Genomic DNA, 25462 nt, shown 5'->3' with positions numbered 1-25462 from the left:
TCTAACCCTGTATGCCAACACACACATACCAAAAAGTAATTATAATAAATTTAGTTAATTAAATCATCATCTTAGTATTGTTTTTATCTTTTAATTTCTTTTTAGCTCTGTAGTACGTAATAAAAGAATGAAATCAGTCTGCTCAAGAGATAAAAAAGCGGAGCCTGAGCTCCGCCTTGTCATTGCATTGTTTGCGTTTTAATTAGAATTTCTGGCTCTTCAATTACAGCTCAATCTTAACTTAAGTCGACATTTTTCGTACCGAAGAACCATGTTGCTACAAAACCGACAACATAAGCGATCAGCAAACCTATGGTGAATATTGCCATGCCAGCAAAGATACCTAAACTTGAGGTCATTAGCGGTAAAGCCACTATGCCAGACGGGCCAAATACCGTATTCAAACCTACAGGCAATCCCATATACGCGACGAGTCCAATAAAGAAACCACCAGCAGAGCCACCCACACAAGCAGTAACAAAAGGTTTAACCCGTGGTAATGTCACACCATAGATAAGCGGCTCACCGATACCTAATAACCCCGGAATAATCGCCCCTTTTACTTGCACACGTAACAAAGATTCTTTTTTCGCTTTAGCATATAAAGCCAACGCTGCGCCCACTTGCCCTGCTCCTGCCATGGCTAAAATCGGGAAAAGAGAGTTAAAACCTTGAGCATCCATCAGAGCAAAGTAAACCGGTACAAAACCTTGGTGAATACCAAACATCACTGAGATTAAGAATAAACCCGCCAAGATCGCACTGCCGAATGGATTACCATTTAAGTTGATAAATAACCATGACATTCCTTTAAACAGCTCACCACCAATTGGCATGATGATAACAAAGGTAACAGCACCCATGATCAACAAGGTGATCATAGAAGTTAAAATCATATCTAAATTATCTGGAATAAATTGGCGGACTTTTTTCTCAACCCAAGCACCAATAATGGCGGCAATCAGTACTCCTATAATGTTGCCTCGAGGATCAATACCATTGCCGAAAAAGTCGTTCATCCCAGAGAAAATGCCAGACGTTGCATCTGGGTTATAACCAAGTACAAACAGTGAAGCTAAAATCGCACCGTTTACACCAGAACCACCAAACGCTTGCTGCGCATTATAGCCAATAAGGATACTTAGGAAGCTAAATAAACCTTTACTGAAAACTTTCATATACGCAATTAAATCAAGTAAATGCGCATTAGGCGAAGCCTGCCCTATAACAAAAAGTTGTTCCAGCAAGGTCGCTATACCTAGTAATAAACCTGCGGCAATAAAACCGGGGATTAAAGGCGTAAATATGGTTGCAAACTTACTTAGAAAGCGTTGTGCCGCACTTGTTTGTTTTTTCTTTAATTGCTGTTTATGTGCAGAAGCGACATCTTTTAGGTCGGAATGTTTTTTGGGCGTTGTTTCTTCCCCACTTTGCTCGCTCTCAAGCATGCTATTCATCATTTCAGCGGCGGTTTGTGCTTTGCCCGGACCTAACACGATCTGAAATTGATCGTCACTTTCAACTAACCCCATTACCCCTGCAATACGTTTGATTGAGTCACGATCAGCTAAGCTATCATCTCGTAATGTAAGACGTAATCGCGTCATGCAGTTACCGCATTTAATAATGTTTTCATTACCGCCTATTGCAGTGAGTATCTCTTGCATCATTGAAGCAGTTATTTTGGCCATCTTATGATCCTCGATATAACCGATTATTTATTATTCTTGGTCTAAAAGTGCATGACGAATAAAGCCATGATGCTTACTGAGTTTTGCTGCAGCTAGCTCTGCATTAATGTTTAGTAAAATCATAAGAATTGCAGTCTTACAATGGTTATTACATTGGGTAAGTGCCTCTGCTGCTTGTGATTCACTACACCCTGTTGCTTCAACTACAATATTTTTTTGACGCTGGATAAGTTTGGCGTTGGTTGCTTCAACATCAACCATTAAGTTTCCGAAGACTTTTCCCGTACGGATCATTGCCCCTGTGGTTAACATATTAAGCACTAACTTTTGGGCTGTTCCTGCTTTCATTCTTGAAGAGCCAGTGACAACTTCAGCACCAACAATCGGTGTGATATTAATGTCTGCAATCTCTGCCATTGGGCTATTGCCATTACAGCTTAATGCCGCAACCTTAGCACCCACGCTTTTTGCGTAATTCATCGAGCCAATTACGTAAGGTGTACGACCGCTTGCGGCAATGCCGACAAGTACATCTTTATGATTAAAGCCGATTTGTTGTAGATCAGTTGCGCCAAGTTCTTCGTTATCTTCTGCATTTTCAACTGCTTTTAATATTGCTTTGTGACCACCAGCAATTAAGCCAATCACTAAATCAGGATCTGAACCGTATGTTGGAGGGCATTCACTGGCATCTAAAATTCCTAGTCGGCCTGATGTGCCAGCACCGGTATAAATCAGCCGACCACCCGATTGAAAAGCCTCTGAAATAAGATCTACAACCTTGGCAATCTCAGGAATAATCGCTTCTACCGCTAACGCGACTTTCTGATCTTCTTGATTAATCACTTTCAACATATCGATTGTTGAAAGCATATCGATATTCTCGCTTGCTACATTTCGGCTTTCAGTCACTAAGGTTGTTAGATCAATTTTCATCATCAGCTCTCATCACTTGAAGGTTTTGTTGAGAGGCATCATAACGAATAAAAAATTCATTTAAGTGATAATTATCACAACTAAAATTATTCATTTTGTGCCAAAATTAAAGAATAAACACGAGTCATAACTCTTTAAATCATTCTAAAAAATAGAAAAGTAACTTATTTATTCAAACAGTTAGCAACAATTAAGTCGAATGAATAATGTTTAGGTCTCATTGAATAATTAATTCATTAAAATTGGGTGAAAATGAGTATTTTAGAGCGAATGCAAAACCAAAGAAGTAGCTTATCAAGCAATGGAGTGAAGATATTAGACTTTATTCTTGAAGATCCTGCTTCTCTAAGTGCCTACGTAAGCCAAGATGTCGCAGTAAAGGTAGGTGTTTCACAATCAGGGGTGATCAAATTTGCACAGCGACTTGGTTTTAAGGGGTTTACAGCACTAAAACTTGCCATTATTGAAGATCTTGCTCAAAAAAATGCCATTCTTGAGCCTAAAAGACCTATTCATAACAAAATTCATAGTGGTGACTCATCACTAACTATTGCACAAAAGTTACTTCAAGAAAAAACACATGCAATGGTCGCAACAACCAATGCACTTAATTATGCAGAATTTGAAACAGTCATAAAACTCATTCATCAAGCGCAACGTATTCAAATTGTTGGGATTGGCGGCTCAGCACTAACAGCTAAAGATCTTACTTTTAAGTTGCTAAAAATAGGTATTACAGCACTCACAGAGCAAGATCCACATGTCCAAATAGCAACAGCCAATACGTTAACAAAGAATGACATTCTCATCGCAATCTCCTTTTCAGGGAAACGAAAAGAAGTGCTGATGGCAGCACAATATGCTTATGAAAAAGGAGCAACAGTCATTGCTTTAACCAACGTAAAGAACAATCCATTGCGAAAATTAGCTCACTACACTATTGATACGATTGCAGATGAAATTCAATTTCGTAGTTCTTCTATATCATCACGTACAGCCCAGAACGTTATTACTGATCTTCTTTTCATGGCTTTACTGCAAATAAGAAGTGATGATGCAAAGCTACTGCTCAATGATATCTCTTCCGCAATTGAGAAGATTTAAGATAAGAAAAAGCGGAGCCTGAGCTCCGCTTTGTCATTGAATGAATTTACTTTTAAGCAGGGTTTACTTCTGCATTGACTGGCTCTTCAATAGCACCTTCGGTTTTAGCAACAATAGTGTTTACTGCTGTATCACCTACCACGTTTGATGAAGTACAGAACATATCGTTAATACGATCGACGGCTGCAACAATGGCTAAGCCTTCTGCTGGTAATCCTAATTGGTTCAGCAATACGCCTACCATCACGATACCACCGCCCGGTACACCACCTGCACCTACAGACAATAGCAAGATGGTTAACCCTAATGTCACGATATCTGACGAGTTAATTGGCTGACCAAATGCATTCGCCACAAAGATGGTTGCCAATGCAATGTAAATAGAAACACCAGACATGTTCATAGTTGCACCCAGTGGTACACCAAAACCTGCGACTGATTTTGATACGTTCAATTTTTCCGTAAGCGTTCGCATAGTTACAGGAATAGTTGCGTTTGAACTTGCTGTTGATAGCGAGAATAAGATCTGCTCACGAGTCGCACGTAAGAAGGTTTTCGGAGATGTGCCTGTCGCAAGACTCACTGCCATTGGATAGAAGAAGAAGATCCAAAACACCAGCATACTAACAACTAACGCGACGTAACCTGCAACAGATAACAGCGTATTTGAATCCAATGTAGCCCCTAATTGGATCATTAGAGCAAAGACACCGTATGGAGCAAGGCTCATCACTAAACCAACCAGCTTCATCATGATCTCATTAGCGACCTTAAAGGTACGAATAGCAGGACCACCGCGAGAATCAAGTGCTTGAATTGCAAGACCAGTTAAAATCGCCATAAAGATGATTTGTAACATGTCACCATTAGCAAAAGCTTGTACTGGGTTGCTTGGTACAATGTTCACCACTAAATCAAAGATATTAGGCGTTTCTGTTGTTGTCAGTTTGACGGTTTCAGATACGCTACCAGCTAAGTTAGCCCCTTTACCCGGCTGGAAAATCATACCTACCGCTAACGCAGCACTGATCGCAATAATGGTATTAATAATGTAGAGCGCAAAAGTTTTACCACCAAGACGACCAAACGCTTTGACATCTTTTAATTCCACGATACCGCAAACAATAGATACAAAGACAAGAGGTACAACGAGCAGTTTGATCAGTGATACAAACATACCACCCGCCCCTTCTGCTGCACCTAATAGATAAGTATCAAAGAGTGCTATATCGTTAAAAACATATTGGATTGCTGTTCCGATTATTAGACCTGCAAAAAGACCGACAAAGATCTTGGTTGAGAGCGATTTATCCATTGCTCATCTCCGATTGTTATGTTGTGTTTTTATAATTTAATAGTGACTAATAACACTATTTTGCTGTTGAGCCAGTGCATAGTACACAACAATGAAACAATTCAAAGCTTCATTTTACAAAAATGCAACATTGATCATTCGGAGTATTTCACCAAAAATATAGTCATTTTTCACATAACGTATTGAGTGATAATGCGTTAAGGGTCATTTTCCATTGCAGGATAATATTTTATTGTGTAATCGGAAAATAAATAAAATTGACCACTTCTCATACAGAGACGACTATTACTAGACGATAAAAGAGATAGGTCAGTAGAGAGATTTGCGCTATATCTCAAACGCTATTGAACCTTCATCGATGCACTGTTTTAGTTCAATGGCTCACCGCTTATGGGCATTTTTTGGGGGAAATATCACGCACAACTATTAATCATCTGATTTTATTACTTATATTTTTGGTACGAGTTTTGAATATATTGTGGTGAAACTCAAACCAAGGAGTGATTATGTATATTGAACATAAGCATTTTAAACTTCCTAACAACAGTTCTGAAGTGGATGTCTATATTAGCCCTACTGGCTCAATTCAATTTATGATCGAAGGGAAAAAGAAGGTATTAGAAGGCGATTTCCACAAACTGGCTTTTAAGAAAATCGAATCTGGTGTTGATCTGGTATACAAAACCCGTTCAGTGAAAAGTTCATGGGACATTATTCTATCAAACAAGGACGCAGATCTGGTATCACGTATGATTGACGAAGCTGATGAAAACTTTGAAATTATTATGCGAGATCTCTAAACGTTACTCAACGTCTAACCAGCGTTCTCGCTTTGCTTGTTGCGCAGCTGCTTTGGCTTCTTGCTTTGCTTGTTCTAAAGCAAGCTTTTCTTGCTGGCGGTAATATTTTCCAACCCCAAAACCACCAGCAAAACAAATGAGTATGCTAACTAAAATAAAGATCAATCTTCCCTGAGTAGTTTTATTCATCGTTCTTCTTACATCTCTGCAAATAAGCTCTTTAATAAATGATAGCTGTTTGTTATTCCCAACACGATTTCTCGTTAAAAACCACCTCTTGATGTAATAGGATTTTTGTTTCATTAAAATTTGATATGAATGTTATTTTTTGTATGATGTATACGTATTTATTATTAAAAATGACAATATCCAATGACTAACTCTACTTCTACCCCTCTTAAACGCATCCGCCGTATGCGTCGCAGCGCAAATATGCGTGATCTTGTTCGTGAAAATGAATTCAAACTTGCTGATTTAATCCACCCTATTTTCATCGAAGAAACCCTAACGGAAGAAGTGCCAATCAGCACCATGCCTGGCATTTCACGCATTCCTGAAACCATGTTAGCAGATGAAGTAAAAGTACTTTATCAGCTAGGTGTTCGCTATGTTATGCCGTTCGGTATTTCACACACTAAAGATGAAATCGGCAGCGATACATGGAATGACGATGGTTTATTGGCACGTATGGTGAAAACCATTAAAGCAGCATGCCCTGATATGATGGTTATTCCTGATATTTGTTTCTGTGAATATACAACACACGGTCACTGTGGCGTTTACCACGATGAGCATGTACTAAACGATGAAACGCTTGAGCTATTAGTTAAGCAAAGTGTTACCGCTGCTCGTGCAGGTGCGGATATGTTAGCGCCATCTGCAATGATGGATGGTCAAGTGAAAGCTATCCGTGAAGGTTTGGATGCTGCTGGCTTTGAGCATGTGGCTATTCTGGCTCATGCGGTGAAGTTTGCTTCTTCTTTCTATGGTCCGTTCCGTACTGCGGTAGATTGTGAATTAACAGGCGATCGCAAAGAGTACCAAATGGATTGCGCCAATGGTCGTCAAGCACTACAAGAAGCACTACTTGATGAAGAAGAAGGCGCAGATATTCTGATGGTGAAACCGGGTACACCATACCTTGATGTGGTTGCAAATCTTCGCCGTGAAACCCACTTACCTTTAGCAGTTTACCAAGTGGGCGGTGAATACGCTGGAATTAAATTTGCTGCACTTGCTGGTGCTCTTGATGAAAAGCGTGTGGTATACGAAACATTGACTGGCTTTAAACGTGCTGGTGCAGATTTGATTGTAAGTTACTACACTAAGCAAGTTGCACAGTGGATGGCTGAAGACAAAGCTTAAACCATAGCTACTATCTAATCATTAACGTCTTAAGTCTATCTAATAAAAAATCAGACTTAAGACGTTTATTTTCAATATATTAAATAACGTCACTTCGCTTAATTACGCAAGCTAAAACGCCATCCCCATTGCGTGTAAATCTCGTTCACATTGCGCTGCATGTTTAAATTGAATAGCAGATAAACCTACTGATTTCGCTCCGCTCACGTTATGTGGCATATCATCTAAAAATACCGATTCTTGGGCTTCTAAATCATACTTCGATAGCAAAGACTGGTAGATCTCAGGCTGTGGCTTTAACAAACACACGTCAGCCGAAACGATCTCACCATCAAACTGCTGCCAAAAATCGTATTTGTTCTGCAGAAATGAAACAATTTCATTCACATTATCAGTAAGCGCAAACACTTTGTACCCTGCCGCCTTTATGCGTTGGAGTAATTTGACTGAATCATAAATAAGGATTTGAGTTTGCTTGATGTAGTAAAATAGACGTTCACATTCTGGTTCAGTTAAACCGTGGAAATCTTGATACTGAAGTTTTGTTTCTTCTTCTGTTAATAAGCCTTTGTTTAAATCTCGCCATGTTTTGCTATTAAATACAGCTTGTGCAAGCGGCTCAGGCTTTACGTCATCACCAAATGTCAGTTTTACTATTTCAGTAGGAGACCAACGAACCAGCACGTTACCCACATCGAAAACGACATTCTTAATGTTACTGTGTTCCATATTCTCTCCTCTCGCAGTACTGCTAAGTATTGGTAATAATAAAGAATTTTACTTGTATAGAAATAACCTACGCCCTTTAATTAGAACTGAAACTGAACAGGTTGTTCAAAAAGATAACATAATTGTTTTATTGTGATTTTTATCAATGTAAGCATAGTTCTCATCACACTGATTGGATGTTTAGCTTTATGGATCGTTTGATGATATGGATACTCGTTACGAGCTTTGATTAGGCGCTAATAAAAAATACTTTCATGATATTGCTCACGATTTGGCAGATATAAGGTATAATATTGGACAACTCAATACCCTACTCGCCACAATGCTGCGATTTGGTGTATTGCGAGCGTAAACACGAAGGTAATGAAATGAATTTAAACCAAGAGCTTCAAAATCTTAATAACCGCATGGACAAGTGCCAGCGTAAACTTGCTGCTGCTATTCAACGTGATGACAAAGTGATCATGAAGCAGTTTAAAGATGAGCTTCAAAAACTGAAGAAGAAAGTTCAAAACGTTAAACACCGTCAATCAGCGGAAGTTAGCAGCAAAAGTAAAGATGTTAAGTCTCTTGCTTTCAACCGTGTACTGACTAAAGCAGAACAAGCTGACATGGGCAAACTGAAGAAATCAGTGAAAGGTCTTGTTGTTGTTCACCCTATGACGGCAGTTGGTCGTGGTATGGGCTTAAAAGAAGTAACAGGGTTTGCTCCTAAACCATTCTAATGGGTTGTTAGTTGCAAATGAAAAAGGCGAACTCTTTAGTTCGCCTTTTTACTTTTTAGCTGTTAGTCATCGTATCTATGAGGCTTTTTCTGACAGTTGAGGTGATAAATGCTGATCAAAACCGTGATTCACTAAACACTCAAATGCATCCCATACTTCATCAGGCATAGGCTGCTGAGTTGAAAAACCAAGTTCTGGATAAAAACGGATACGTTGTAGATCTCCCACCATCACATTGATCAAATCACCAAAGCTAATTACATCATTTGCATAATCGTCAAAACCCAATTGTGGCGACGTGACAATGGCTGTCATGTTTGGCCATTGCTGCTCAAAAGTCGCTAATGTACGACGTTCCATAAAAGGCTTTTGTACCAAAATAAAGCTACTTGGATGTAATCCTTTTTGCTCCAACAAGCGACGAGTAAACACCACGTTCTCGCCAGTATTGGTCGACTCATGCTCAATCAGGATATCTTGTTTCGGCACCCCCATATCTATCGCAATTTTGGCAAAGTGCTCGGCTTCTGATGTGTCATATAGCCCTTCGGTTAACTCACCAACATCACCAGAAAATACAATGTATGGGGCAAGTCCTTGCTTGTAGAGTTCAACTGCACGCTCGGCAACACGATCATCGTTGCTCCCTAGTACGAAAATACAATCACTTTTCACCATAGTGTGATTCAATTGGTGATAGTCCCAAATTCGCTTTGCTAGATCATAAATTCGTTGTGGCATATATCGTCCTTATACGCAGCATTATGAATGAGTAATAACTGATGATTAGCTTGATAAACAACCGCATTATGCGTCTTAGTTGTGATTGCATAATGACAAAGATAAGAATCTCAATTAAAGCTAAGAATGCTGTTTCAATATTGATAATTGTATCGTGAATAGCAATAACTTATCGATTCTAATCATCGCTGACATGCTGCTTCTGCATGGTCATTATATTCAAGCCTATATAACAAATACTGAATCATGTCATAAAATGGCAAAAAAAAAGACGGTGTAGATTAAATCTACCCCGCCCAGTTTGTTCAGTCTTAATGCTGTTACTTCAGTAATACAATCACTTATTGCCACTAACTCACTTCGGAGCTATATCGCAAATATGGGTAATATCACCAACACTAAGCGAAACATTTATCAATTAAAAATTAGCGCTTCCACCATTCAGGAATGATTGTTACGTTCGCATTCGACGCACTCAACCAAGCCTGTTCTCCTTCGATTGTTAGTTGAAGTTGCATACTACGCTCAACTAACTTCTCTAATTCTTGCAGTTCTTCATCACGAATGAAAACCACAGAAACATTATCTAATGCATTGATTTTATTTTTGTTTGCTTGCCACCAAATTGGGGCGGCATTGTCACCGTAAGCGTAGATAATCACTTTATCTGCTTTGTGTGATGCTTTACGGATACGTTTTTCATCCGGTAAGCCAAGCTCAACCCATAATTCGATGTCATCAATGATACTTTTCGTCCAAAGATCAGGCTCTTCTGTCGTGCTTACACCTTTGGTGAATTGTAAGTTTGGATCGGCGTTTAAGCCCCAAGCTAATACACGTAGCATGAAACGTTGTAGGGTTTCAGATGGATGACAAGCAATGGTATGTTGCTGATCTAAATAAACATGGCGATCCATGTCGGCAACATTCATGTTTACTTTGTAAATTGTGGCGTTAATGGCCATGTAATTAACCTTACTTATTTGCTGTTGCATGTTATACGCCCTCCGTTGAGGATACGTCTTACACTTTTAGTGCCAGATCTGAGGCATATAACTTGAAATTTTTCGCATATCTGCACTAGTTGTTGAAAAACAGAGAATTACAGTGAGATATGAAAATGTGAATTTTAATTGAGATAATGCGCTTTACTATTACTCAGGATCTTGTGGAAATAGCTGATAAAGGCAAGTGTCTGTTGTTATCAATTGTTCTTTACGTTGCTTAGTCAGGGTTTTCTTTATCTTGTATTCAAACACCATCGCATCACGCTTATTACGCACTTGCTGTGACCAAGCGAGTGTTAAAGGTCCCTTACCCTTAAGGTACTTGGCCCCTTTCTTACTGTGTTGATGTTCATTGAAACGACGTTCAACATCCGTTGTGACACCACAATACAAACTATTTGATGATGTTCGGATCAAATAAACATACCAAGGTGTTGTTACTTGTGTGTCTTCACTGCTCATCAAATACTCATCTCGTTTAAAACAAAAACAGGCTCAGCAATGCTGAACCTGTTCGTGTTGAGTATTCTAATCGTGGATGGCTACGGGGTGCAATAAATCATTGCCTAAATCGCCATAAAGCCAGATTTACTCAGTCAATGATGTTAATACCGCTTGTAACTCAGCCACTTGCTGTTTTAATTCTGCTACATCATTTTCAAGTTGAGCAATACGCTCGTTATTACCACCAGCAGATGTCACCGCTTGTGCTGCGCTCTCGTACGCGGATAGATCCACTTCACCACTAAACAAGTGCATGTAACGACAATCGCGTTTACCGGGTTCACGAGGCAATTTCACCACGTAAGGACCTTTTTCTTCACTCGCAAGTTTAGTCAGTACTGCTTCTGCTTCACGTACATCTGTAAACTCACATAAGCGGTTTGTTCGAGTACGAATTTCACCTGCAGTTTGTGGACCGCGAAGTAGTAATACAATCAATGCACCTAATTCTTGTTTTGTGAACTGCAGGTTACCAAATTCTGTATTACAAAAGCGATGCTGAAACTTTGCTACTCGGCTACCAAAGCTACTTACATCCGCCATCATGCGCTTGGCTTTTAACTCTTCTACGGTATCAAGCACTGTGGCTTCATCAAGTGACATTACTGGTTCACGGCTACTTTTTTGGTTACATGCCGTTGTTAATGCATTTAATGTCAACGGGTATTGATCTGGAGTTGTGATTTCTTTTTCAAGCATACAGCCAATCACACGCGCTTGATTTTGTGTCAAATTAATTTCCATGACCGTCCTTCACCCTTTCTAACTCACCAAATAAAATAATAAGCAGTGTCATTACACTTGCTAGGAATGTTACTCATTATTGTTGTTAAGAACATAACACGTTCTGATAACACAGCAAGCACTTAAAATGCAGTTTGATGGCTTTTTAAACAACAACTTACCTACGTGTTATCAATATTAATTTTCACTTTGATCAACGGGTATACTCAAGTAATCTGCGGTAATATATTGATCTCTGCCATTTGCTTTCGCTTGGTATAACAGTTTGTCCACTTCTTGATATAGATTTTCGATACTTTCTAATCCCGTCGGTATCCATGTTATTGCACCTTGGCTAACAGTGACACTTGATGATGTTTGAGAAAAGTTATGTTCGATGTTCAATGAAGCAATAGCTTGCTTTAAACGCTCACACTCTTTCTTTGCTTGCATGCTATTGCAACTGCTTAGCAAAATGACAAACTCTTCACCGCCATAACGAGCGCAAATCTCACCTGCTCGGCTGAAATTTTTCTTTAATGTCGCAGCTAATAGTTTTAGGCAGTTATCCCCTTCAATATGACCATAGTGATCGTTGAAAAGCTTAAAGTGATCAACATCAAGCATGATCATTGTCAGTGGTTGCCCGTTTCGACCATGTAATGCGACAAATTCTGTTAGCTTTTGATCCAAATAACGTCGATTAGCCAACGCTGTTAAACCATCTTCATTGACTTGCTGATACAAAAGTTCATTGGCTTTCTGTAGTTGCAACGACGTTTGTTGCAATTTCCTTCTCATTGCCGAAATACGTTGCATCGCCTTTAATTTCGCTGATAACACCATGCCATTTACAGGCTTTGTTAGATAATCGTCCCCACCTTTATCGATAGCTTCTACAATCAGCTCTGGCTCTGAATGACCACTTAAAAAGATAATAGGTACCCACTCGGTAAAACGCTCTCGAATGCTTTGCGCAAGCTCTGTGCCTTGCATATCCGGCATACAGATATCTAACAAGACAAGATCAGGATCAAATGTCGCATAACAATTAAGGGCATCCTGGCCTGATGATACAGCTTTAACTACATGACCAAATTTTTTTAATCTTAGTTCTAGATGTAACCTTTCAGAAAGAACATCATCAACAAGTAGAATGTGCATCGGGTCCATTTAGATACCTTTTGGGTATTTATAAGTAAGGTTTATTAAGCATTTTACATGCCTAATAATATTTTTCCGTAAGTCTGGTCAATCATTTATATAAAAGCTAGCTTAATAAGCATGGTGCGACAATCATCACATTGATATGAAACGTCCATTTATAACTGTTTTCTACATGATATATTGACATTTGACGTTAGAAATATAGGATTCCTCTCCTTAAACTTATGCTGTAGGAAAAAGCCATGTCTGAGATGAACAATAAAGACGAGCAAATCGTTGAAGAAGTAACCTTTACACTAGAAGACTGTTCTCCAGAACTTCGCCAAGTTATTAAAGTTGAAAAAGTACCAGCTGAGCTTATCGATATGTTGGTAAACGTGTACAAGGTTTCTGAGCCAAGCACACGTGAAGCATGGAATTCACTACCAGCAAGTGCGCAAAACGTACTTGATAACTTTGAACAGTTTCATGCGTTAGTTGCACTAAGCCAAAGCTACTCAGGTGTAGATTTCCTAAGTGAAATGCAAGACACGACTTTCCCTGAAGATATGGATGCAGAAGCACAAGCAGAATACAAAGCAGCTGCATTAGACAAAGTTCTTCATAACTGTGTGAAAGATATGTGTAAGCAACTTAAAAAAGCACGTCAGAACCCACCAATGAAGCGTGAGTTCACATCTATCTTTCAAAAATAGTTGTTAAGATATTTATATATTATGAAGGAGCAGCATCAGCTGCTCCTTTTTTATTTGTTAACAAAATGAAAGTAAAAAACAACCTATCCGTAACAGCAATAAACAGTTTCAAAATCAAGTTTCGACTTATTCAGACGCTCAATTTCACAAACAACTAAAGCTGTATAATTTTTAAACCACTCAATAGTTATGGTTAATAAAAAGCCTGTTAAAATTAACAAGTTAGAAAAAGATAAAAGCAATATCGTAAAGAAACTTCTACTTATTTACATAACTTTTTATAGATTTTCGTGATATTATACAAAGTTGAAAGATATCAATGACTAGAGGTGTATGGATGCCAAGTACTGAGCAGATAAGATTCCAAACGGATGTATGTTATATAGAAAGCCAAGGCATTCTTAAAACATCTGAATCTACGCTCAAGTTAAATTTATCTGAGCAATATATTCTATCTTACCTCATCGATAATTACGGTAAGCCTGTTACTAAAGATGAACTCCTAAAAGTTGGCTGGCCTGATCGCATCGTTACAGAAGCTTCTCTCTTTCAAGTTATTCGTGCTCTTCGTGTAAAACTCAATGAAGAAAAAAAAGGTGATGTTATTGAGACATTGCCTCGCGTTGGCTATCAAATTCGTGAATTCAAGCGCGAAACTATCGATTATTCAGAAAATGAAAACTTATCGCCATTTAAAAAGATAGGGAAAAAAACGGCTATCGTAGGTGCTATTGGCTTAACGGCTATTGGCGCAGGTATTGGCTGGATGCAATATGTACCATCACACAGCCCGACTAATTATATTATTGAAAAAGATCATATTGGCAGCAACGACATTACCTTAGTGACTGCTAATGCTGACGATTTGGCCGATCTGCGCAGCAAAGTCAAAGAAATGCTCAAAGGCCAAACGAAAAAGTACGGTAAATTGGTCACCAAGAACGAAAAAGTATACCTTTTTAAGTCTGACAACTTCTATTCAGCGGCCTGGTGTGCCGTCGATGACAATAATCAATGTATTAAAAATACAGATTTTAGCTATAAAGTTGCACCGGATGAATGGGATAAATTTGCAAAAATAGTGATAAACAATCAGAAGGTTTATCATGAGACGCCTGTTATAGAAACAGAATACTCACGCGAGCCTACTTCGGTTGTTTACGCTTCATATATTGATAAGTCAGGAATTCAATCAAAAATCATGCATTACTTCATGACGCCTACTAATAAAAAAGGCGTATTTGATTATTCCATGATGTCATTTATCAAAGAACCTGATACCGGGCTATTTCATGCATTAGCGATCAGTGCATCAAAAGCCTATATCGAGAACCGCGAGACTCAGTTTTTACAAACATTGAAGGTACAACCAGAAATGTTCCATTGGGCATATCAACCTAGCCCTAATTATGATGAGAAAGAGTCGCTTGCGTTAAAACATACGAGCCATTTTGAAAACACGTATGCCGACAAGAAACCATTCTATAACTATATCGTTTATAAGCAGCCACATTTGCTGTTAATGCTTAATGAGTTAACGGGTTTCTTCTGGAATAGTACAAGCCAAGGCGATCCATCTATGTATTATTCTGATGAGCTATCGGCACCGAAACACAGCAAAGAATAAATAAAAAGCGCAGTTAATACTGCGCTTTTCTATATCAGTAAGGTTTTATGACTAAGATAATTCCTTCCACTGCCACCACTTCTACCTTTTGCCCGATGTCTAAATCCACATCAGTTTTCACGCTCCAAGTGGTATCACCAAACTGTAGCCGACCAGCGCCTGCGATCATGGCTTCAGTGACAACACTACGTTGCCCTATCATTTGCGCACCACGTTGATTCAATTTAGAAACTGAAGCATCGGATTTATCTTTTTTATGTTGATATCGCCACCACAGCCAAGTGGTGAACAATGCAAACACCGCAAACGATACCCATTGTAATGGCCATGAGATTGGCAGCATCAATACCAAAATACTCACTAGAACAGCAGAAATACCTAGCCATAGCAGATAACCTGCCGTTCCTAGTAACTCAAGTAGCAATAACACTAAACCTATTGCTAGCCAATGCCAGAAGTTCATTTGTTCTAGTAGGTAGATCATGCATTATTACCTTTATCTGATTTATTGCCCCATAATTCTGCGATACCAGCAACAGAGCCCATCAAGCCTGTTGTTTCTAATGGCATCATGATCACTTTACCATTTTCAGACTGACCAATCGCTTTCAATGCTTCTGTATAGCCTTGGGCAACAAAATAATTCACCGCTTTAATATCACCGGCGGCAATCGCATCGGATACCATCTTAGTCGCTTTTGCCTCCGCTTCTGCTGCACGTTCACGGGCTTCGGCTTGTAAAATAGCAGCTTGCTTATCACCTTCAGCCTTTAAAATTTCTGACTGTTTTTGACCTTCAGCACGCAAAATTTCTGCTTGTCTAACCCCTTCTGCCTCTAAAATTTCAGCACGCTTATTACGCTCCGCTTTCATTTGCGCATTCATGGCTGCAGTAAGATCAGCTGGCGGTTGAACATCACGAATTTCAATACGAGTTATTTTGATCCCCCAAACATTCGTTGCGTTATCCACTATCGATAATAAACGGCTATTAATAGTGTCGCGTTGAGAAAGCATTTCATCAAGCTCCATCGAACCAAGTACTGTACGCATATTCGTGAGTGTTAAATTACGGATTGCGTGCTCTAAATCCGACACTTCATACGCTGCTTTCGCTGCATCAAATACCTGAATAAAACATACAGCATCAATAGTGACTGATGCGTTATCACGGGAAATCACTTCCTGTGCAGGAATATCTAATACACGCTCCATCATATTGACTTTATTACCAATCTTATCAATAAAAGGCACAATAAGATTTAAACCAGGGCGTAATGTTTTGGTATAACGTCCAAAACGCTCTACCGTCCATTCAGACCCTTGATTAACGGTTTTTACGCAAGATGCAACTATTACAATGGCAACTGCAATAAATATCACAATGGTTATCAATGAATCATAAGGCATGTCTTCTCTCCAACTTATAGGCTTGGAAAGTATTGTACTGCTCAAATTGTATAAATATGCATCAATGATACAAAAATGAGATCTGGTTAAAAGCCAACAGATTGAGAAAAGGGATATTTATAGAAAGGACTAATACATCAGAAATAAAAAACGCCAAATGCGCTAACACTTGGCGTTACTCTTATAACAGCTAATCAGTGATTAGCATTTACGCATGGTAATGTCTTCAAACTCACCATCAATAACATTATGAGATGATTGTTCGCGGTAATCAGTGTTTACTTTGCGATCTCGACCGGCAAAACCTTCACTAAAGGTGCGCTGTTCAAACTCTACACCTTCAGATGCAAGTTTACGCTTAATGAATGGTTTAGCGATTAATGCCGCGATACCCATAAAAAGAGCCATAATCGCAGCAAATGAAACAGTAAATAATCCAATAACTACAGCAACAAAACCAGTAAGTAAATTTTTCATGGCTAAGCCTCTCTTTATAATTTTTAGCAAGAACCACAGTGAATCACCGTTTTCTTGTCTAACTGTTCTGTACTATCACGTAGCAGCTATTTTGTGTTAACACCAAACTAACTGAACTAAGATGAATGGATGATGAACATATAACTCATTGTTATCACACTGCATCTTATCTAACGAGAAACTGAATATTTAAAAGACCGTTAGCATACAAAACAAATTATAAACGCCTGAGTATAGAAGCCATCACTGGTGCTTTGTAACAAAACCGACTTTGCTTGGTTAAAACAAAGTAAGGATGGTTATACCACACAGTTCATCACATTCTAACTTAGGCAGTTGCTAAAACCTTTGAAACTATAGCACTTCAAAATTCTAAAAAGCAATAATAAACACTGCTTTTTATACGCTGTTAAACAGCTTCTGCTGTTACAACTTCACATTGAATACGACTGAGCTTATCATCAGCAAGCAAGAAGTACGCATTTTGCGGCAAATCTTGTTCAAATGTTTCACTGTAACTCATCGCGGTATAGACACCTCGAAATACCGCACCTGTTAAACCATGAGAAATAACAATCACATGATCTGGCACTGTATCATCATCAAGAAAGTCTTTCACACGAGTAACAACTGATTCATACGATTCACAATGAGGTGCTGATAAATACCAATCATGATGATTTAATAACTTAGGATTTTGCTTTACCAGATCAGGAATAAAGCACATTTCCCAATCCCCTAAGTTAAATTCTTTCAACCGTTCATCAGTGATTATGCTGTTACTGTCGATACCTAACTCTGTACATACAATTTGAGCAGTTTCTAATGCTCGGCCTAATGGGCTACTGTAAACCGTCCACTGCTTTTTATTTGCAATTTTTCTATTTAATGATGCTCCAAGAGTTGCAGCTTGGGTTTGTCCTAATGCAGTCAATTCAGAGTTACAGTGTCCTTGTAAACGTTGCTGTGCGTTAAACGTTGTTTGACCATGACGTAATAAGAAAATGCTTTTTGACATTGTGTTCCCCTTGCGAAGTAAGGAAATTACAACACTTATTAGCTTGCGACAAGTTGAACAGATCTAATTGTCGCCTCATTAAGCGCACAATAAGATTACAGTGGGAAATGTTTTATAATGTGATGATAAATCGAACGATTTATCCGTCTATCATTGCATAAAAAATTAGATATAACGCATAAAGTAATTGTGGGAATAAGATTACTCACCTTATCCCCCACTCACAATTTTAGAGATTCATCCATACATCACTGAAACGCTGAGTTGAAATATGGAAGAAAAGATCATCACGTTGCTTATAAACGTTAACGAATGTTTTTTCCATATCAACGAATTCTGTATTCTTAAACTGTGAAACAACAAATGTTAAGTCAGCATTTGATTTTGGTGTATAAGCCCAGTAATTCAAATTATCTTCGTTACGTTGGCAATATTTTTCCATTTCAATTTTCTTGCCATTCACAACCATTGAAACCGTACTATGAAGACCTTGGATATTACACTGACTTAGAAAACGTTCAAAACCATTGTTGTTATACTTAGCTTTATATAGTTTAAAGAAAAGTTTTTTACCGCCAGATTCAGGAGTGGTGATCAAAGCTGATAAAACGTAGTGACCGTCAATACTTGATGAGTTCCAATCCTCTGCTTTCACATTTAATGAACACATCATCATTAAAATAGATGCAATACATAACAGCTTACTCATATTATTCCTTTAACATCAATAACAGCTACAATAAAAAGAGGAAACGTCCTTTTGGTTTTAGTTTAACAGCAATGTTATGCGTCATCAAAAGAATAAGATCGCGTGACACTGCTGTAGCTGTAACTTTTATACATAGTTTGAGTATTTTTTTACCAGCTTAAATAATAGTTATTACTAAAAATAATGGGATATTGGATGATATCTGCGACACGCATCACTCTAAATTAATCATCGTTAATTAGTTACACTTTCAATCTTGCTTTTCATCGCAAAACAACCAAAATAAATTTCATTTTATATATGAGATATTAACCGCACAAATCAATAATAATGACCACTTTTTGCGTTATTAAATGTGAATACTTCTCAAGGTTTTCAATAATATAGATGAAGTTTATGACACTAAATTATTGCTCAAAAATATATCTAATACGTTGTTTATTTGGTAAAAAAACAAGCAATGGCAGCACTATGAACGTCATTCTGACTCAAGATGGACTTATGTAAATTAACTACAAATTAGCCATTATCAAAAAAAGCTTGATGGTAAGCCACCAAAAAGCTTCTCAATTTCAACTTAACATCAAAACTATAATGATATTTTTCATTAACTCACTTCCTTTTAATTTATTACTCAATTAACTGACACATTCTTAATTAGTTATATCGTTAATAGGAATGATATAAATCATTAATGTAGCGAGCTGTAAAATAGTAAATCTCTAAATATTCTTATTATGCAATACACCACCTCAATTGAAACAAAAAAGACCGACTATTACGTTAAGTCGATCTCTATTCATCTTGCTAATATTGGATACTCACTTATTCAATAATTAATCCTAGTTTTGTCAGATCCAGATATTGTTCGACTGCATCAGCAATACGATTGATCCCTTCCTCACGTATTGCAGCAAAATCAGGCGTTGCAATGTTTGATAATCCAGCCCAAGCTAAGATTACATCACAGGCTTGTTGCTGCTCAAAAATACCATGTAAATATGTCCCAAACACTTGGTTATCAATACCTATTTTGCCATCAACATCTTTTTTACCATCAGTCGTAGCTGTTAAATGAATAGGCGCATCACTTTCACTAATACCCGATGTGACACCTGCATGAATTTCATAGCCCGTGACTGGTACTGTCGACAGATCTGGTAATGTCATCAGTCCTGTAACTTGTTTTAACTGTTTATGCTTGGTGATTTCAGTGGTGATAGGTAGATAACCTAATCCTAGTGACTCACCGGCTTCACCTTCGATGCCGTGAGGATCCGATATCACCTCACCTAACATCTGATAACCACCACAAATCCCCATAACTTTACCGCCAAAACGCAAGTGACGTTGAATTTGTTGATCCCAACCTTGAGAGCGAAGGTAGGCTAAATCACTACGGACACTTTTTGAGCCTGGAATAATGATCAAATCAGCCGGAGGAATCGCTTCTCCTTTACCGACAAACTGTAAATTCACTTGTGGATGCATACGCAGTGGATCAAAATCCGTATGGTTACTGATACGTGTTAATACAGGAACGACAACAGTAATCGCATTCTCTGATTTTTCAACTTGCTGAATATTAATGGCATCTTCTGCTTCTAACATTAACCCATGTAAATATGGCAGTACGCCAATCACAGGTTTGCCTGTTTTCTGCTCTAACCAATCAAGTCCTGATTCCAGCAATTTAATGTCACCACGAAAACGGTTGATCACAAAGCCTTTTACCCGATCTTGTTCTGATTCAGACAGTAAGGCTAATGTGCCATATAGATGAGCAAATACACCACCACGATCAATATCAGCCACTATGATCACTGGAATATCGGCTTCTTCAGCAAAACCCATATTCGCGACATCGTTTTCACGCAAATTGATTTCAGCAGGACTGCCAGCACCTTCGACGATCACTGTCTCATACTCACGAGTCAGTAAATCGAACGATTCCATAATAGGTGCCATCACCACCTTTTTGTAACTGTTGTAACCAATGGCGTCCATGTCTTCGAGTGCTTTCCCCTGCACAATCACTTGTGCACCAACATCTGTATTAGGTTTTAATAATACTGGGTTCATATGAACTGTCGGTTCAATGCCACAAGCATAAGCTTGCACTGCTTGTGCTCGACCAATTTCGCCACCATCTTTGGTTACGGCACTGTTAAGCGCCATATTCTGTGACTTAAACGGCGCAACACGAACCCCTTTTCGAGCCAAAACACGACAAATACCAGCAACAAGTACACTTTTCCCAGCATCGGAAGTCGTTCCTTGCACCATTAATGCACGTAGATTGGTTTTATTTTTATCCATTATTTCTGTGTCTCGTTAACTCGTAATAATCAGTCACTATAAGGCGGCCACTGCAACTGCGGCCAATCTTGGTTGCCATCGTGATAAACGGTGATCCGTATTCTTGCAGCATAAGGCAAATTGATTCGATGGAGGTAGACGGTATTTTGTGGCATTTCAAATAACAAACGTAGTAATTGACGCATGACGCCTGAGTGTGTCACTAACAAAACCTTCTGACCTTGATATTGCTGTAATAATTGCAACCATGCCTCATTAATACGGTTGTCAAATTGCGCTAATGTTTCACCTTTATGTAGTGCAGTACCATCATCACACTCTTGCCAAGGATCGTACCAATAAACATCAACATCCTTGCCAACACGTGCTATCAATTGTTGATGAGTTAGCCCATCCCATTCACCGAAATCCATCTCTTTCCATTCATCACAATGTTGAATTGGGATTTGTAATGATTCAGCAATGTATTGAGCGAAAACAGCACAACGTTGAAGTGACGAGGTCACAACAGTATCCAGTGTTGTAATCCCCTCCACAGACTGCCGCATTTGGTTAAAGCCTTGCTCCGTTAAGGCAAAATCGGTATGCCCACGAAGACAATTATCACCTTCAGGTAAACCATGTCGCAAAATATCAATTTGAGTAATAGTCGCCATAGGATCCTCGAATTTTATTTTCTAAAGCGATGGACCTTTCAATACTTGTGGTAATCCCGCTGTTACAAACACGACACGGGAACACTGTTGGGCTATCGCTTGGTGTAACCAACCGCTTTCATCAACAAATCTACGAGAAAGCTCGCCTAATGGCACAATTCCTTGGCCTACTTCATTACTGACAAGAATGATTCTGCCTTCTGCTTCAGCAAGCGTTTCTAAAAAATCGGTTTTGGCTTGTTGCCATGAATAGTTATCAAGTGGTTGAAATAAGAAATTGTTTAGCCACAGTGTTAAGCAGTCCACCAGCAAACAGGTCTCTTTATTGCTATGCTGTCGAATCACATCTGCTAAGTAATACGGTTCTTCGATTAACTGCCAATGTGCCGGACGCTGTCGTTGGTGTCTTTCAATACGTTCACTCATTTCATCATCACAAGGCGTTGCAGTAGCGATGTATTTCACTTGCAACCCTGACTCCTGAGCTAACGTTTCAGCTAATCGGCTTTTCCCTGAACGCGCACCACCAAGAATTAACTCTGAACCAACGAACGTATTTTTACTCATAAGCCACTCAGTTATATAAAGAAAACGGCCTATGTTAGCCGATTAATAAGCCGTTGTATTGTGTTCAATCACTGTAACCTTCAGCGTGGTTTTAACTATAGATGATGATTTTGCACGACAAAATATTCTTATTTTTGAGAATGATTGATGATAAAAATCCCATTTGAAAGTGACTAAATTTGATTTTTATCACTTACAACCAATACTTTAATTATCAATTTGACCGACAATCAGGAAGGAATGATGACTTCTCGACAGGTACAACTGGTTGATATTCTTTGCCTTCCAACACTATTACTCACACTTGATCCTAGAGCGCTCTACCAAATTATTACTGAAGCTCGTCATCTCAGTTTATTAGGGCAATTAAAAACAGCCTGTGAGCTTGATGGGATTTGGGATGAGCTGCCGCTATTTATGCAGCAACAGTTAATTTCGGGGTTTCATAGCTTCGAGAAGCAAAAACAAGCCCTAATATTTGAACATCAAGAGCTTAAACTACAATTTAAAAACGTTTTACCGTCATGGCGTTATATTCGAGGCAGTGCTTTACAGTTTTCTGAAATCGAAATGTTTAAAGGTAGGATCAAGAATAATATTGATATTTTGATTTCAGAAAACCATGTCGATGCTGTACTAGATCAGTTAATCAATCATGGTTGGCGCTATAAAAATATCACCGATTATGAAGAAACCTTTTATTGTCGTTGGTCAAATCAAACCATGCCGCTGATCCATAAAGATCGTCGTACAGAGCTTGCCATTCACTTTCACTTATTACCGAAAACCCTAAAACATAAACTCGATGAAGCGCCATTACTCCATCATCATACCTCACCGATCATCGCCCACCCTGCGACCTTACTCTCACCTGAAACAATGGTCTTGCATCAGGCTATTATGATGTTTAACCAAGTTGATTTTCGTTATGGGTTGCGAGATCTGTACGACTTACACCTCCAATTTACCTATTTTGGTAAGCAACGTCTGTTCTGGCATAACTTGATTCAGCTTCATCAACAGATCGGTAAAGATAATAGCTTATACATGGCGCTTGGGCTGTGCCATGAACTATTTGCCCTTAAAATTCCTGACGAAATGCTGCAATTTTTAAATCAACATCCATCACATCGATTCATTTTCTGGCTATACAAAGAACGCTTTAGTGAAGTAATGCGAAACGCATTTCCGAAATACCAGAGTGCCGATTATCGCTTTGCCGTGAAGTCACTACGTTTTAGAGGACGGCTAAAGCGCATGCCGCTGTATGCTATTCTGCCTCATATTATTAAGACACAAATCATCAATCTCATGCCCCATAAAGAAGACGAAGAAATCATTTATTAAGCATTTTAAGGACATAAAAAAACCTCTTAAACACCTCATGCGATAAGTCGCCAAAGTGTTTAAGAGGTTGAGTACCTAATGTTCAGATTAAAACTTTAGGTATTGTTTCATTGCAGCAACGCTTTTCTCGCCAAGACCCGTTACTTTTTCAAGATCTTTTGCTGATTTGAACTTACCATTCTTTTTACGGTAATCCACAATCGCTTTAGCTTTAGTTTCACCAATGCCTGGTAAAGACGCCGCTAGATCAGACGCTGAAGCCGTATTTACATTCACCGCTTTAAGCTGTTTCTTCACTGCAGTCTTGGTTTTGGTTGATGACTTTTTAACGTCTGCTTTTTTGCTGTCTAGTTTTGAAGATGTTGCTTTTACATCTTTTTTAACGTCTTTTTTTGCATCAGCCACTTTGGTTGATGATGCTTTCTTCGCTTTTTCTACTTCTTTCTTGGTCGACTTGCTTGCTGATTTCTTAACCTTAGCAATACAGTCCATTTTCTTTTGCTTATCTGCTTTGTATTTCGTTTCACATTGCTTGATAAGTTTTGTGGTATCTGTTGTTGCTGCTTGAGAGGCAAATGGCAGAATGAACGCCAGCGTTAATAACACCTTTTTAAACATTGGAAAACTCCTTCATAGATAATCCTTTGTAAATTAAAGACTATTAAGCAGCAAAGATAAAATAAAACATCATAAAGTGTTTAAATCAGTGTTTTTTATTCACCTTTAATTTCGAAAAAGTACTGAAAATAGACAACCAAGTATCAGATAGCTCTTACTATCCATCTGTTTTTCATATATAAATCTCTTCATTTGAAAAATCACAAGCTTGTGAGTGACTTATACTTAACCACGATGGCGTTTTGCGACATTGTTGGAATAATTGCAAATATTCACGATGAAAGTACAAGGTTAGATCATAAAATGCCACCTTAGTGGTCAGGTGAGTCTGTTTATTTCACCGTGGTATGATTGCGCTACTGCGTGTAGACAAGGACGATAAATGCAAAACAATATGCTTTTTTACAAAACCTACCCCCATCCAAGTAGCAAAGAGTGGGTAGTCTTTGTCCATGGTGCAGGTGGTAGTTCTGCGATCTGGTTTAAACAAATTAAAGCCTACAAACAGCACTTTAACTTATTGTTATTAGATCTTCGTGGTCACGGCAAATCCAACAACATGTTTAAAGACATGATGGCAAATCCTTATACCTTTAAAAGTGTCACCAAAGACATTGTTGATGTCCTCAACCACTTAAAGATCCAATCAGCCCACTTCGTGGGAATTTCACTTGGGACGATTATTATTCGTAATTTAGCGGAAATCGCGCCTAATCGTGTCAAAAGCATGGTACTCGGCGGTGCTGTAACACGCTTAAATACTCGCTCTCAAATTTTGGTTAAACTCGGCAATTTGTGTAAGCACATTATTCCTTATATGTGGTTATACCGCTTATTTGCTTATGTGGTGATGCCTCAAAAGAGCCAGCGCGAATCGCGTCATTTATTTGTTCGTGAAGCTAAAAAGCTATGTCAGAAGGAATTTAAACGTTGGTTCAAACTCGCCACTGATGTAAACCCTGTCATGAAATATTTCAAAGAGAAAGAGTTATCCATCCCAACACTTTATTTGATGGGTGCTAACGATTATATGTTCATAAAACCGGTGAAAGAGATGGTTGAGCGTCATCGATTAAGCTTTTTAACCGAACTCAAAGATTGCGGGCATGTATGTAATGTTGAAAAACCTGATGATTTTAATCAACACTCCATAGCGTTTATTCATCAACATAAAACCTATTACAGCGCATAAAAAAACGGCATAACACTCTC

Annotated in this window: 27 protein-coding genes; 8 read left to right on the top strand and 19 right to left on the bottom strand. The window is 38.5% G+C overall.

Annotated features, from left to right (window positions below; translation table 11 throughout):
- Positions 1 to 236: 236 nt before the first annotated feature.
- Entirely contained in the window at positions 237 to 1691 is a 1455-nt protein-coding gene (gene murP / locus Q7657_RS04125) for a PTS N-acetylmuramic acid transporter subunit IIBC (RefSeq protein WP_107165716.1), read from the bottom strand.
- 30 nt (positions 1692 to 1721) lie between these two features.
- Entirely contained in the window at positions 1722 to 2627 is a 906-nt protein-coding gene (gene murQ, locus Q7657_RS04120; protein WP_107165715.1) for an N-acetylmuramic acid 6-phosphate etherase, read from the bottom strand.
- 252 nt (positions 2628 to 2879) lie between these two features.
- On the opposite strand from murQ, the gene Q7657_RS04115 reads away from it, so the two are divergent.
- Positions 2880 to 3731 (top strand): SIS domain-containing protein, encoded by an 852-nt coding sequence (locus Q7657_RS04115; protein WP_107165714.1) that lies wholly within the window; start codon positions 2880 to 2882, stop codon positions 3729 to 3731.
- Positions 3732 to 3783: 52 nt separating this feature from the next.
- Here the strand turns inward: Q7657_RS04115 and Q7657_RS04110 are convergent, their stop codons facing one another.
- Positions 3784 to 5046: a dicarboxylate/amino acid:cation symporter gene (locus tag Q7657_RS04110; protein ID WP_008989231.1), complete on the bottom strand. Its 1263-nt coding sequence runs from the start codon at positions 5044 to 5046 to the stop codon at positions 3784 to 3786.
- A 506-nt stretch (positions 5047 to 5552) separates the two neighbouring features.
- Here Q7657_RS04110 and Q7657_RS04105 point away from each other — a divergent pair.
- Positions 5553 to 5846 (top strand): hypothetical protein, encoded by a 294-nt coding sequence (locus Q7657_RS04105; RefSeq protein WP_053988987.1) that lies wholly within the window; start codon positions 5553 to 5555, stop codon positions 5844 to 5846.
- Between the two features lie 3 nt (positions 5847 to 5849).
- On the opposite strand, the gene Q7657_RS04100 is transcribed toward Q7657_RS04105, so the two are convergent.
- The gene (locus tag Q7657_RS04100) at positions 5850 to 6149 is read right to left on the bottom strand and encodes a hypothetical protein (RefSeq protein WP_498825985.1); all 300 of its coding nucleotides are present in this window, start codon (positions 6147 to 6149) and stop codon (positions 5850 to 5852) included.
- A gap of 69 nt (positions 6150 to 6218) precedes the next feature.
- Between Q7657_RS04100 and hemB the strand changes: the two genes are divergently transcribed.
- Positions 6219 to 7211, top strand: a complete 993-nt coding sequence (hemB, locus tag Q7657_RS04095; RefSeq protein ID WP_107165712.1) for a porphobilinogen synthase — start codon at positions 6219 to 6221, stop codon at positions 7209 to 7211.
- 111 nt (positions 7212 to 7322) lie between these two features.
- Here the strand turns inward: hemB and Q7657_RS04090 are convergent, their stop codons facing one another.
- The gene (locus tag Q7657_RS04090) at positions 7323 to 7940 is read right to left on the bottom strand and encodes an HAD family hydrolase (protein ID WP_107165711.1); all 618 of its coding nucleotides are present in this window, start codon (positions 7938 to 7940) and stop codon (positions 7323 to 7325) included.
- A gap of 368 nt (positions 7941 to 8308) precedes the next feature.
- Here Q7657_RS04090 and Q7657_RS04085 point away from each other — a divergent pair, with 368 nt between their 5' ends.
- On the top strand, positions 8309 to 8665 hold the full coding sequence (locus tag Q7657_RS04085) for a YibL family ribosome-associated protein (protein ID WP_008989219.1): 357 nt from the start codon (positions 8309 to 8311) through the stop codon (positions 8663 to 8665).
- A gap of 75 nt (positions 8666 to 8740) precedes the next feature.
- Here Q7657_RS04085 and Q7657_RS04080 read toward each other — a convergent pair whose 3' ends face one another.
- From Q7657_RS04080 to Q7657_RS04060, 5 genes are all read right to left on the bottom strand, one after another.
- Positions 8741 to 9406: a YdcF family protein gene (locus Q7657_RS04080; protein WP_107165710.1), complete on the bottom strand. Its 666-nt coding sequence runs from the start codon at positions 9404 to 9406 to the stop codon at positions 8741 to 8743.
- Positions 9407 to 9831: 425 nt separating this feature from the next.
- Positions 9832 to 10371: a YaeQ family protein gene (locus Q7657_RS04075; RefSeq protein WP_053988982.1), complete on the bottom strand. Its 540-nt coding sequence runs from the start codon at positions 10369 to 10371 to the stop codon at positions 9832 to 9834.
- Between the two features lie 189 nt (positions 10372 to 10560).
- Positions 10561 to 10875 carry a GIY-YIG nuclease family protein gene (locus Q7657_RS04070; RefSeq protein ID WP_107165709.1) on the bottom strand — a complete coding sequence of 105 codons (315 nt, stop codon included), beginning with the start codon at positions 10873 to 10875 and terminating at the stop codon, positions 10561 to 10563.
- A 126-nt stretch (positions 10876 to 11001) separates the two neighbouring features.
- Entirely contained in the window at positions 11002 to 11661 is a 660-nt protein-coding gene (locus Q7657_RS04065) for a YceH family protein (protein ID WP_107165708.1), read from the bottom strand.
- A 177-nt stretch (positions 11662 to 11838) separates the two neighbouring features.
- The gene (locus Q7657_RS04060) at positions 11839 to 12813 is read right to left on the bottom strand and encodes a GGDEF domain-containing response regulator (protein WP_107165707.1); all 975 of its coding nucleotides are present in this window, start codon (positions 12811 to 12813) and stop codon (positions 11839 to 11841) included.
- A 236-nt stretch (positions 12814 to 13049) separates the two neighbouring features.
- Here Q7657_RS04060 and Q7657_RS04055 point away from each other — a divergent pair, with 236 nt between their 5' ends.
- A complete protein-coding gene (locus Q7657_RS04055; RefSeq protein ID WP_053988978.1) occupies positions 13050 to 13502 on the top strand; it encodes a DUF3069 domain-containing protein in 453 nt (150 codons plus the stop codon).
- A 319-nt stretch (positions 13503 to 13821) separates the two neighbouring features.
- Positions 13822 to 15129 carry a winged helix-turn-helix domain-containing protein gene (locus Q7657_RS04050; RefSeq protein WP_237458932.1) on the top strand — a complete coding sequence of 436 codons (1308 nt, stop codon included), beginning with the start codon at positions 13822 to 13824 and terminating at the stop codon, positions 15127 to 15129.
- A 34-nt stretch (positions 15130 to 15163) separates the two neighbouring features.
- On the opposite strand, the gene Q7657_RS04045 is transcribed toward Q7657_RS04050, so the two are convergent.
- From Q7657_RS04045 to cobU, 8 genes are all read right to left on the bottom strand, one after another.
- Entirely contained in the window at positions 15164 to 15613 is a 450-nt protein-coding gene (locus Q7657_RS04045; RefSeq protein WP_107165706.1) for an NfeD family protein, read from the bottom strand.
- Positions 15610 to 16539, bottom strand: coding sequence for an SPFH domain-containing protein (locus Q7657_RS04040; protein ID WP_107165705.1), 930 nt, complete (start codon positions 16537 to 16539; stop codon positions 15610 to 15612). Before Q7657_RS04040 ends, Q7657_RS04045 begins: the two co-directional genes overlap by 4 nt.
- Positions 16540 to 16740: 201 nt before the next feature.
- Entirely contained in the window at positions 16741 to 17016 is a 276-nt protein-coding gene (locus Q7657_RS04035) for a hypothetical protein (protein WP_053988974.1), read from the bottom strand.
- Between the two features lie 409 nt (positions 17017 to 17425).
- Positions 17426 to 18034: a histidine phosphatase family protein gene (locus Q7657_RS04030; RefSeq protein ID WP_107165704.1), complete on the bottom strand. Its 609-nt coding sequence runs from the start codon at positions 18032 to 18034 to the stop codon at positions 17426 to 17428.
- Positions 18035 to 18263: 229 nt separating this feature from the next.
- A complete protein-coding gene (locus tag Q7657_RS04025) occupies positions 18264 to 18743 on the bottom strand; it encodes a hypothetical protein (protein ID WP_053988972.1) in 480 nt (159 codons plus the stop codon).
- 825 nt (positions 18744 to 19568) lie between these two features.
- Positions 19569 to 21062, bottom strand: a complete 1494-nt coding sequence (locus tag Q7657_RS04020) for a cobyric acid synthase (RefSeq protein ID WP_107165703.1) — start codon at positions 21060 to 21062, stop codon at positions 19569 to 19571.
- A 29-nt stretch (positions 21063 to 21091) separates the two neighbouring features.
- The gene (locus tag Q7657_RS04015; protein ID WP_107165702.1) at positions 21092 to 21718 is read right to left on the bottom strand and encodes a histidine phosphatase family protein; all 627 of its coding nucleotides are present in this window, start codon (positions 21716 to 21718) and stop codon (positions 21092 to 21094) included.
- Positions 21719 to 21739: 21 nt separating this feature from the next.
- Positions 21740 to 22285 (bottom strand): bifunctional adenosylcobinamide kinase/adenosylcobinamide-phosphate guanylyltransferase, encoded by a 546-nt coding sequence (gene cobU / locus Q7657_RS04010; RefSeq protein WP_107165701.1) that lies wholly within the window; start codon positions 22283 to 22285, stop codon positions 21740 to 21742.
- 240 nt (positions 22286 to 22525) lie between these two features.
- Here cobU and Q7657_RS04005 point away from each other — a divergent pair, with 240 nt between their 5' ends.
- On the top strand, positions 22526 to 23632 hold the full coding sequence (locus tag Q7657_RS04005) for a nucleotidyltransferase family protein (protein ID WP_498825938.1): 1107 nt from the start codon (positions 22526 to 22528) through the stop codon (positions 23630 to 23632).
- 87 nt (positions 23633 to 23719) lie between these two features.
- Here Q7657_RS04005 and Q7657_RS04000 read toward each other — a convergent pair whose 3' ends face one another.
- Positions 23720 to 24250 (bottom strand): ComEA family DNA-binding protein, encoded by a 531-nt coding sequence (locus tag Q7657_RS04000; RefSeq protein ID WP_107165699.1) that lies wholly within the window; start codon positions 24248 to 24250, stop codon positions 23720 to 23722.
- Positions 24251 to 24632: 382 nt separating this feature from the next.
- On the opposite strand from Q7657_RS04000, the gene Q7657_RS03995 reads away from it, so the two are divergent.
- The gene (locus Q7657_RS03995; protein WP_053988966.1) at positions 24633 to 25442 is read left to right on the top strand and encodes an alpha/beta fold hydrolase; all 810 of its coding nucleotides are present in this window, start codon (positions 24633 to 24635) and stop codon (positions 25440 to 25442) included.
- The last annotated feature ends 20 nt before the right edge of the window (positions 25443 to 25462 follow it).

This window comes from Candidatus Photobacterium acropomis (assembly GCF_030685555.1).
Classification (GTDB): domain Bacteria; phylum Pseudomonadota; class Gammaproteobacteria; order Enterobacterales; family Vibrionaceae; genus Photobacterium; species Photobacterium lucens.
This window is presented reverse-complemented; position numbering and strand designations above follow the sequence as displayed.

Excerpts from the sequence above, each read along its gene's own strand:
- murP (WP_107165716.1), bottom strand. The coding sequence starts at position 1,691 with ATGGCCAAAATAACTGCTTCAATGATGCAAGAGATACTCACTGCAATA.
- murQ (WP_107165715.1), bottom strand. The coding sequence starts at position 2,627 with ATGAAAATTGATCTAACAACCTTAGTGACTGAAAGCCGAAATGTAGCA.
- Q7657_RS04115 (WP_107165714.1), top strand. The coding sequence starts at position 2,880 with ATGAGTATTTTAGAGCGAATGCAAAACCAAAGAAGTAGCTTATCAAGC.
- Q7657_RS04110 (WP_008989231.1), bottom strand. The coding sequence starts at position 5,046 with ATGGATAAATCGCTCTCAACCAAGATCTTTGTCGGTCTTTTTGCAGGT.
- Q7657_RS04105 (WP_053988987.1), top strand. The coding sequence starts at position 5,553 with ATGTATATTGAACATAAGCATTTTAAACTTCCTAACAACAGTTCTGAA.
- Q7657_RS04100 (WP_498825985.1), bottom strand. The coding sequence starts at position 6,149 with ATGAAACAAAAATCCTATTACATCAAGAGGTGGTTTTTAACGAGAAAT.
- hemB (WP_107165712.1), top strand. The coding sequence starts at position 6,219 with ATGACTAACTCTACTTCTACCCCTCTTAAACGCATCCGCCGTATGCGT.
- Q7657_RS04090 (WP_107165711.1), bottom strand. The coding sequence starts at position 7,940 with ATGGAACACAGTAACATTAAGAATGTCGTTTTCGATGTGGGTAACGTG.
- Q7657_RS04085 (WP_008989219.1), top strand. The coding sequence starts at position 8,309 with ATGAATTTAAACCAAGAGCTTCAAAATCTTAATAACCGCATGGACAAG.
- Q7657_RS04080 (WP_107165710.1), bottom strand. The coding sequence starts at position 9,406 with ATGCCACAACGAATTTATGATCTAGCAAAGCGAATTTGGGACTATCAC.
- Q7657_RS04075 (WP_053988982.1), bottom strand. The coding sequence starts at position 10,371 with ATGGCCATTAACGCCACAATTTACAAAGTAAACATGAATGTTGCCGAC.
- Q7657_RS04070 (WP_107165709.1), bottom strand. The coding sequence starts at position 10,875 with ATGAGCAGTGAAGACACACAAGTAACAACACCTTGGTATGTTTATTTG.
- Q7657_RS04065 (WP_107165708.1), bottom strand. The coding sequence starts at position 11,661 with ATGGAAATTAATTTGACACAAAATCAAGCGCGTGTGATTGGCTGTATG.
- Q7657_RS04060 (WP_107165707.1), bottom strand. The coding sequence starts at position 12,813 with ATGGACCCGATGCACATTCTACTTGTTGATGATGTTCTTTCTGAAAGG.
- Q7657_RS04055 (WP_053988978.1), top strand. The coding sequence starts at position 13,050 with ATGTCTGAGATGAACAATAAAGACGAGCAAATCGTTGAAGAAGTAACC.
- Q7657_RS04050 (WP_237458932.1), top strand. The coding sequence starts at position 13,822 with ATGACTAGAGGTGTATGGATGCCAAGTACTGAGCAGATAAGATTCCAA.
- Q7657_RS04045 (WP_107165706.1), bottom strand. The coding sequence starts at position 15,613 with ATGATCTACCTACTAGAACAAATGAACTTCTGGCATTGGCTAGCAATA.
- Q7657_RS04040 (WP_107165705.1), bottom strand. The coding sequence starts at position 16,539 with ATGCCTTATGATTCATTGATAACCATTGTGATATTTATTGCAGTTGCC.
- Q7657_RS04035 (WP_053988974.1), bottom strand. The coding sequence starts at position 17,016 with ATGAAAAATTTACTTACTGGTTTTGTTGCTGTAGTTATTGGATTATTT.
- Q7657_RS04030 (WP_107165704.1), bottom strand. The coding sequence starts at position 18,034 with ATGTCAAAAAGCATTTTCTTATTACGTCATGGTCAAACAACGTTTAAC.
- Q7657_RS04025 (WP_053988972.1), bottom strand. The coding sequence starts at position 18,743 with ATGAGTAAGCTGTTATGTATTGCATCTATTTTAATGATGATGTGTTCA.
- Q7657_RS04020 (WP_107165703.1), bottom strand. The coding sequence starts at position 21,062 with ATGGATAAAAATAAAACCAATCTACGTGCATTAATGGTGCAAGGAACG.
- Q7657_RS04015 (WP_107165702.1), bottom strand. The coding sequence starts at position 21,718 with ATGGCGACTATTACTCAAATTGATATTTTGCGACATGGTTTACCTGAA.
- cobU (WP_107165701.1), bottom strand. The coding sequence starts at position 22,285 with ATGAGTAAAAATACGTTCGTTGGTTCAGAGTTAATTCTTGGTGGTGCG.
- Q7657_RS04005 (WP_498825938.1), top strand. The coding sequence starts at position 22,526 with ATGATGACTTCTCGACAGGTACAACTGGTTGATATTCTTTGCCTTCCA.
- Q7657_RS04000 (WP_107165699.1), bottom strand. The coding sequence starts at position 24,250 with ATGTTTAAAAAGGTGTTATTAACGCTGGCGTTCATTCTGCCATTTGCC.
- Q7657_RS03995 (WP_053988966.1), top strand. The coding sequence starts at position 24,633 with ATGCAAAACAATATGCTTTTTTACAAAACCTACCCCCATCCAAGTAGC.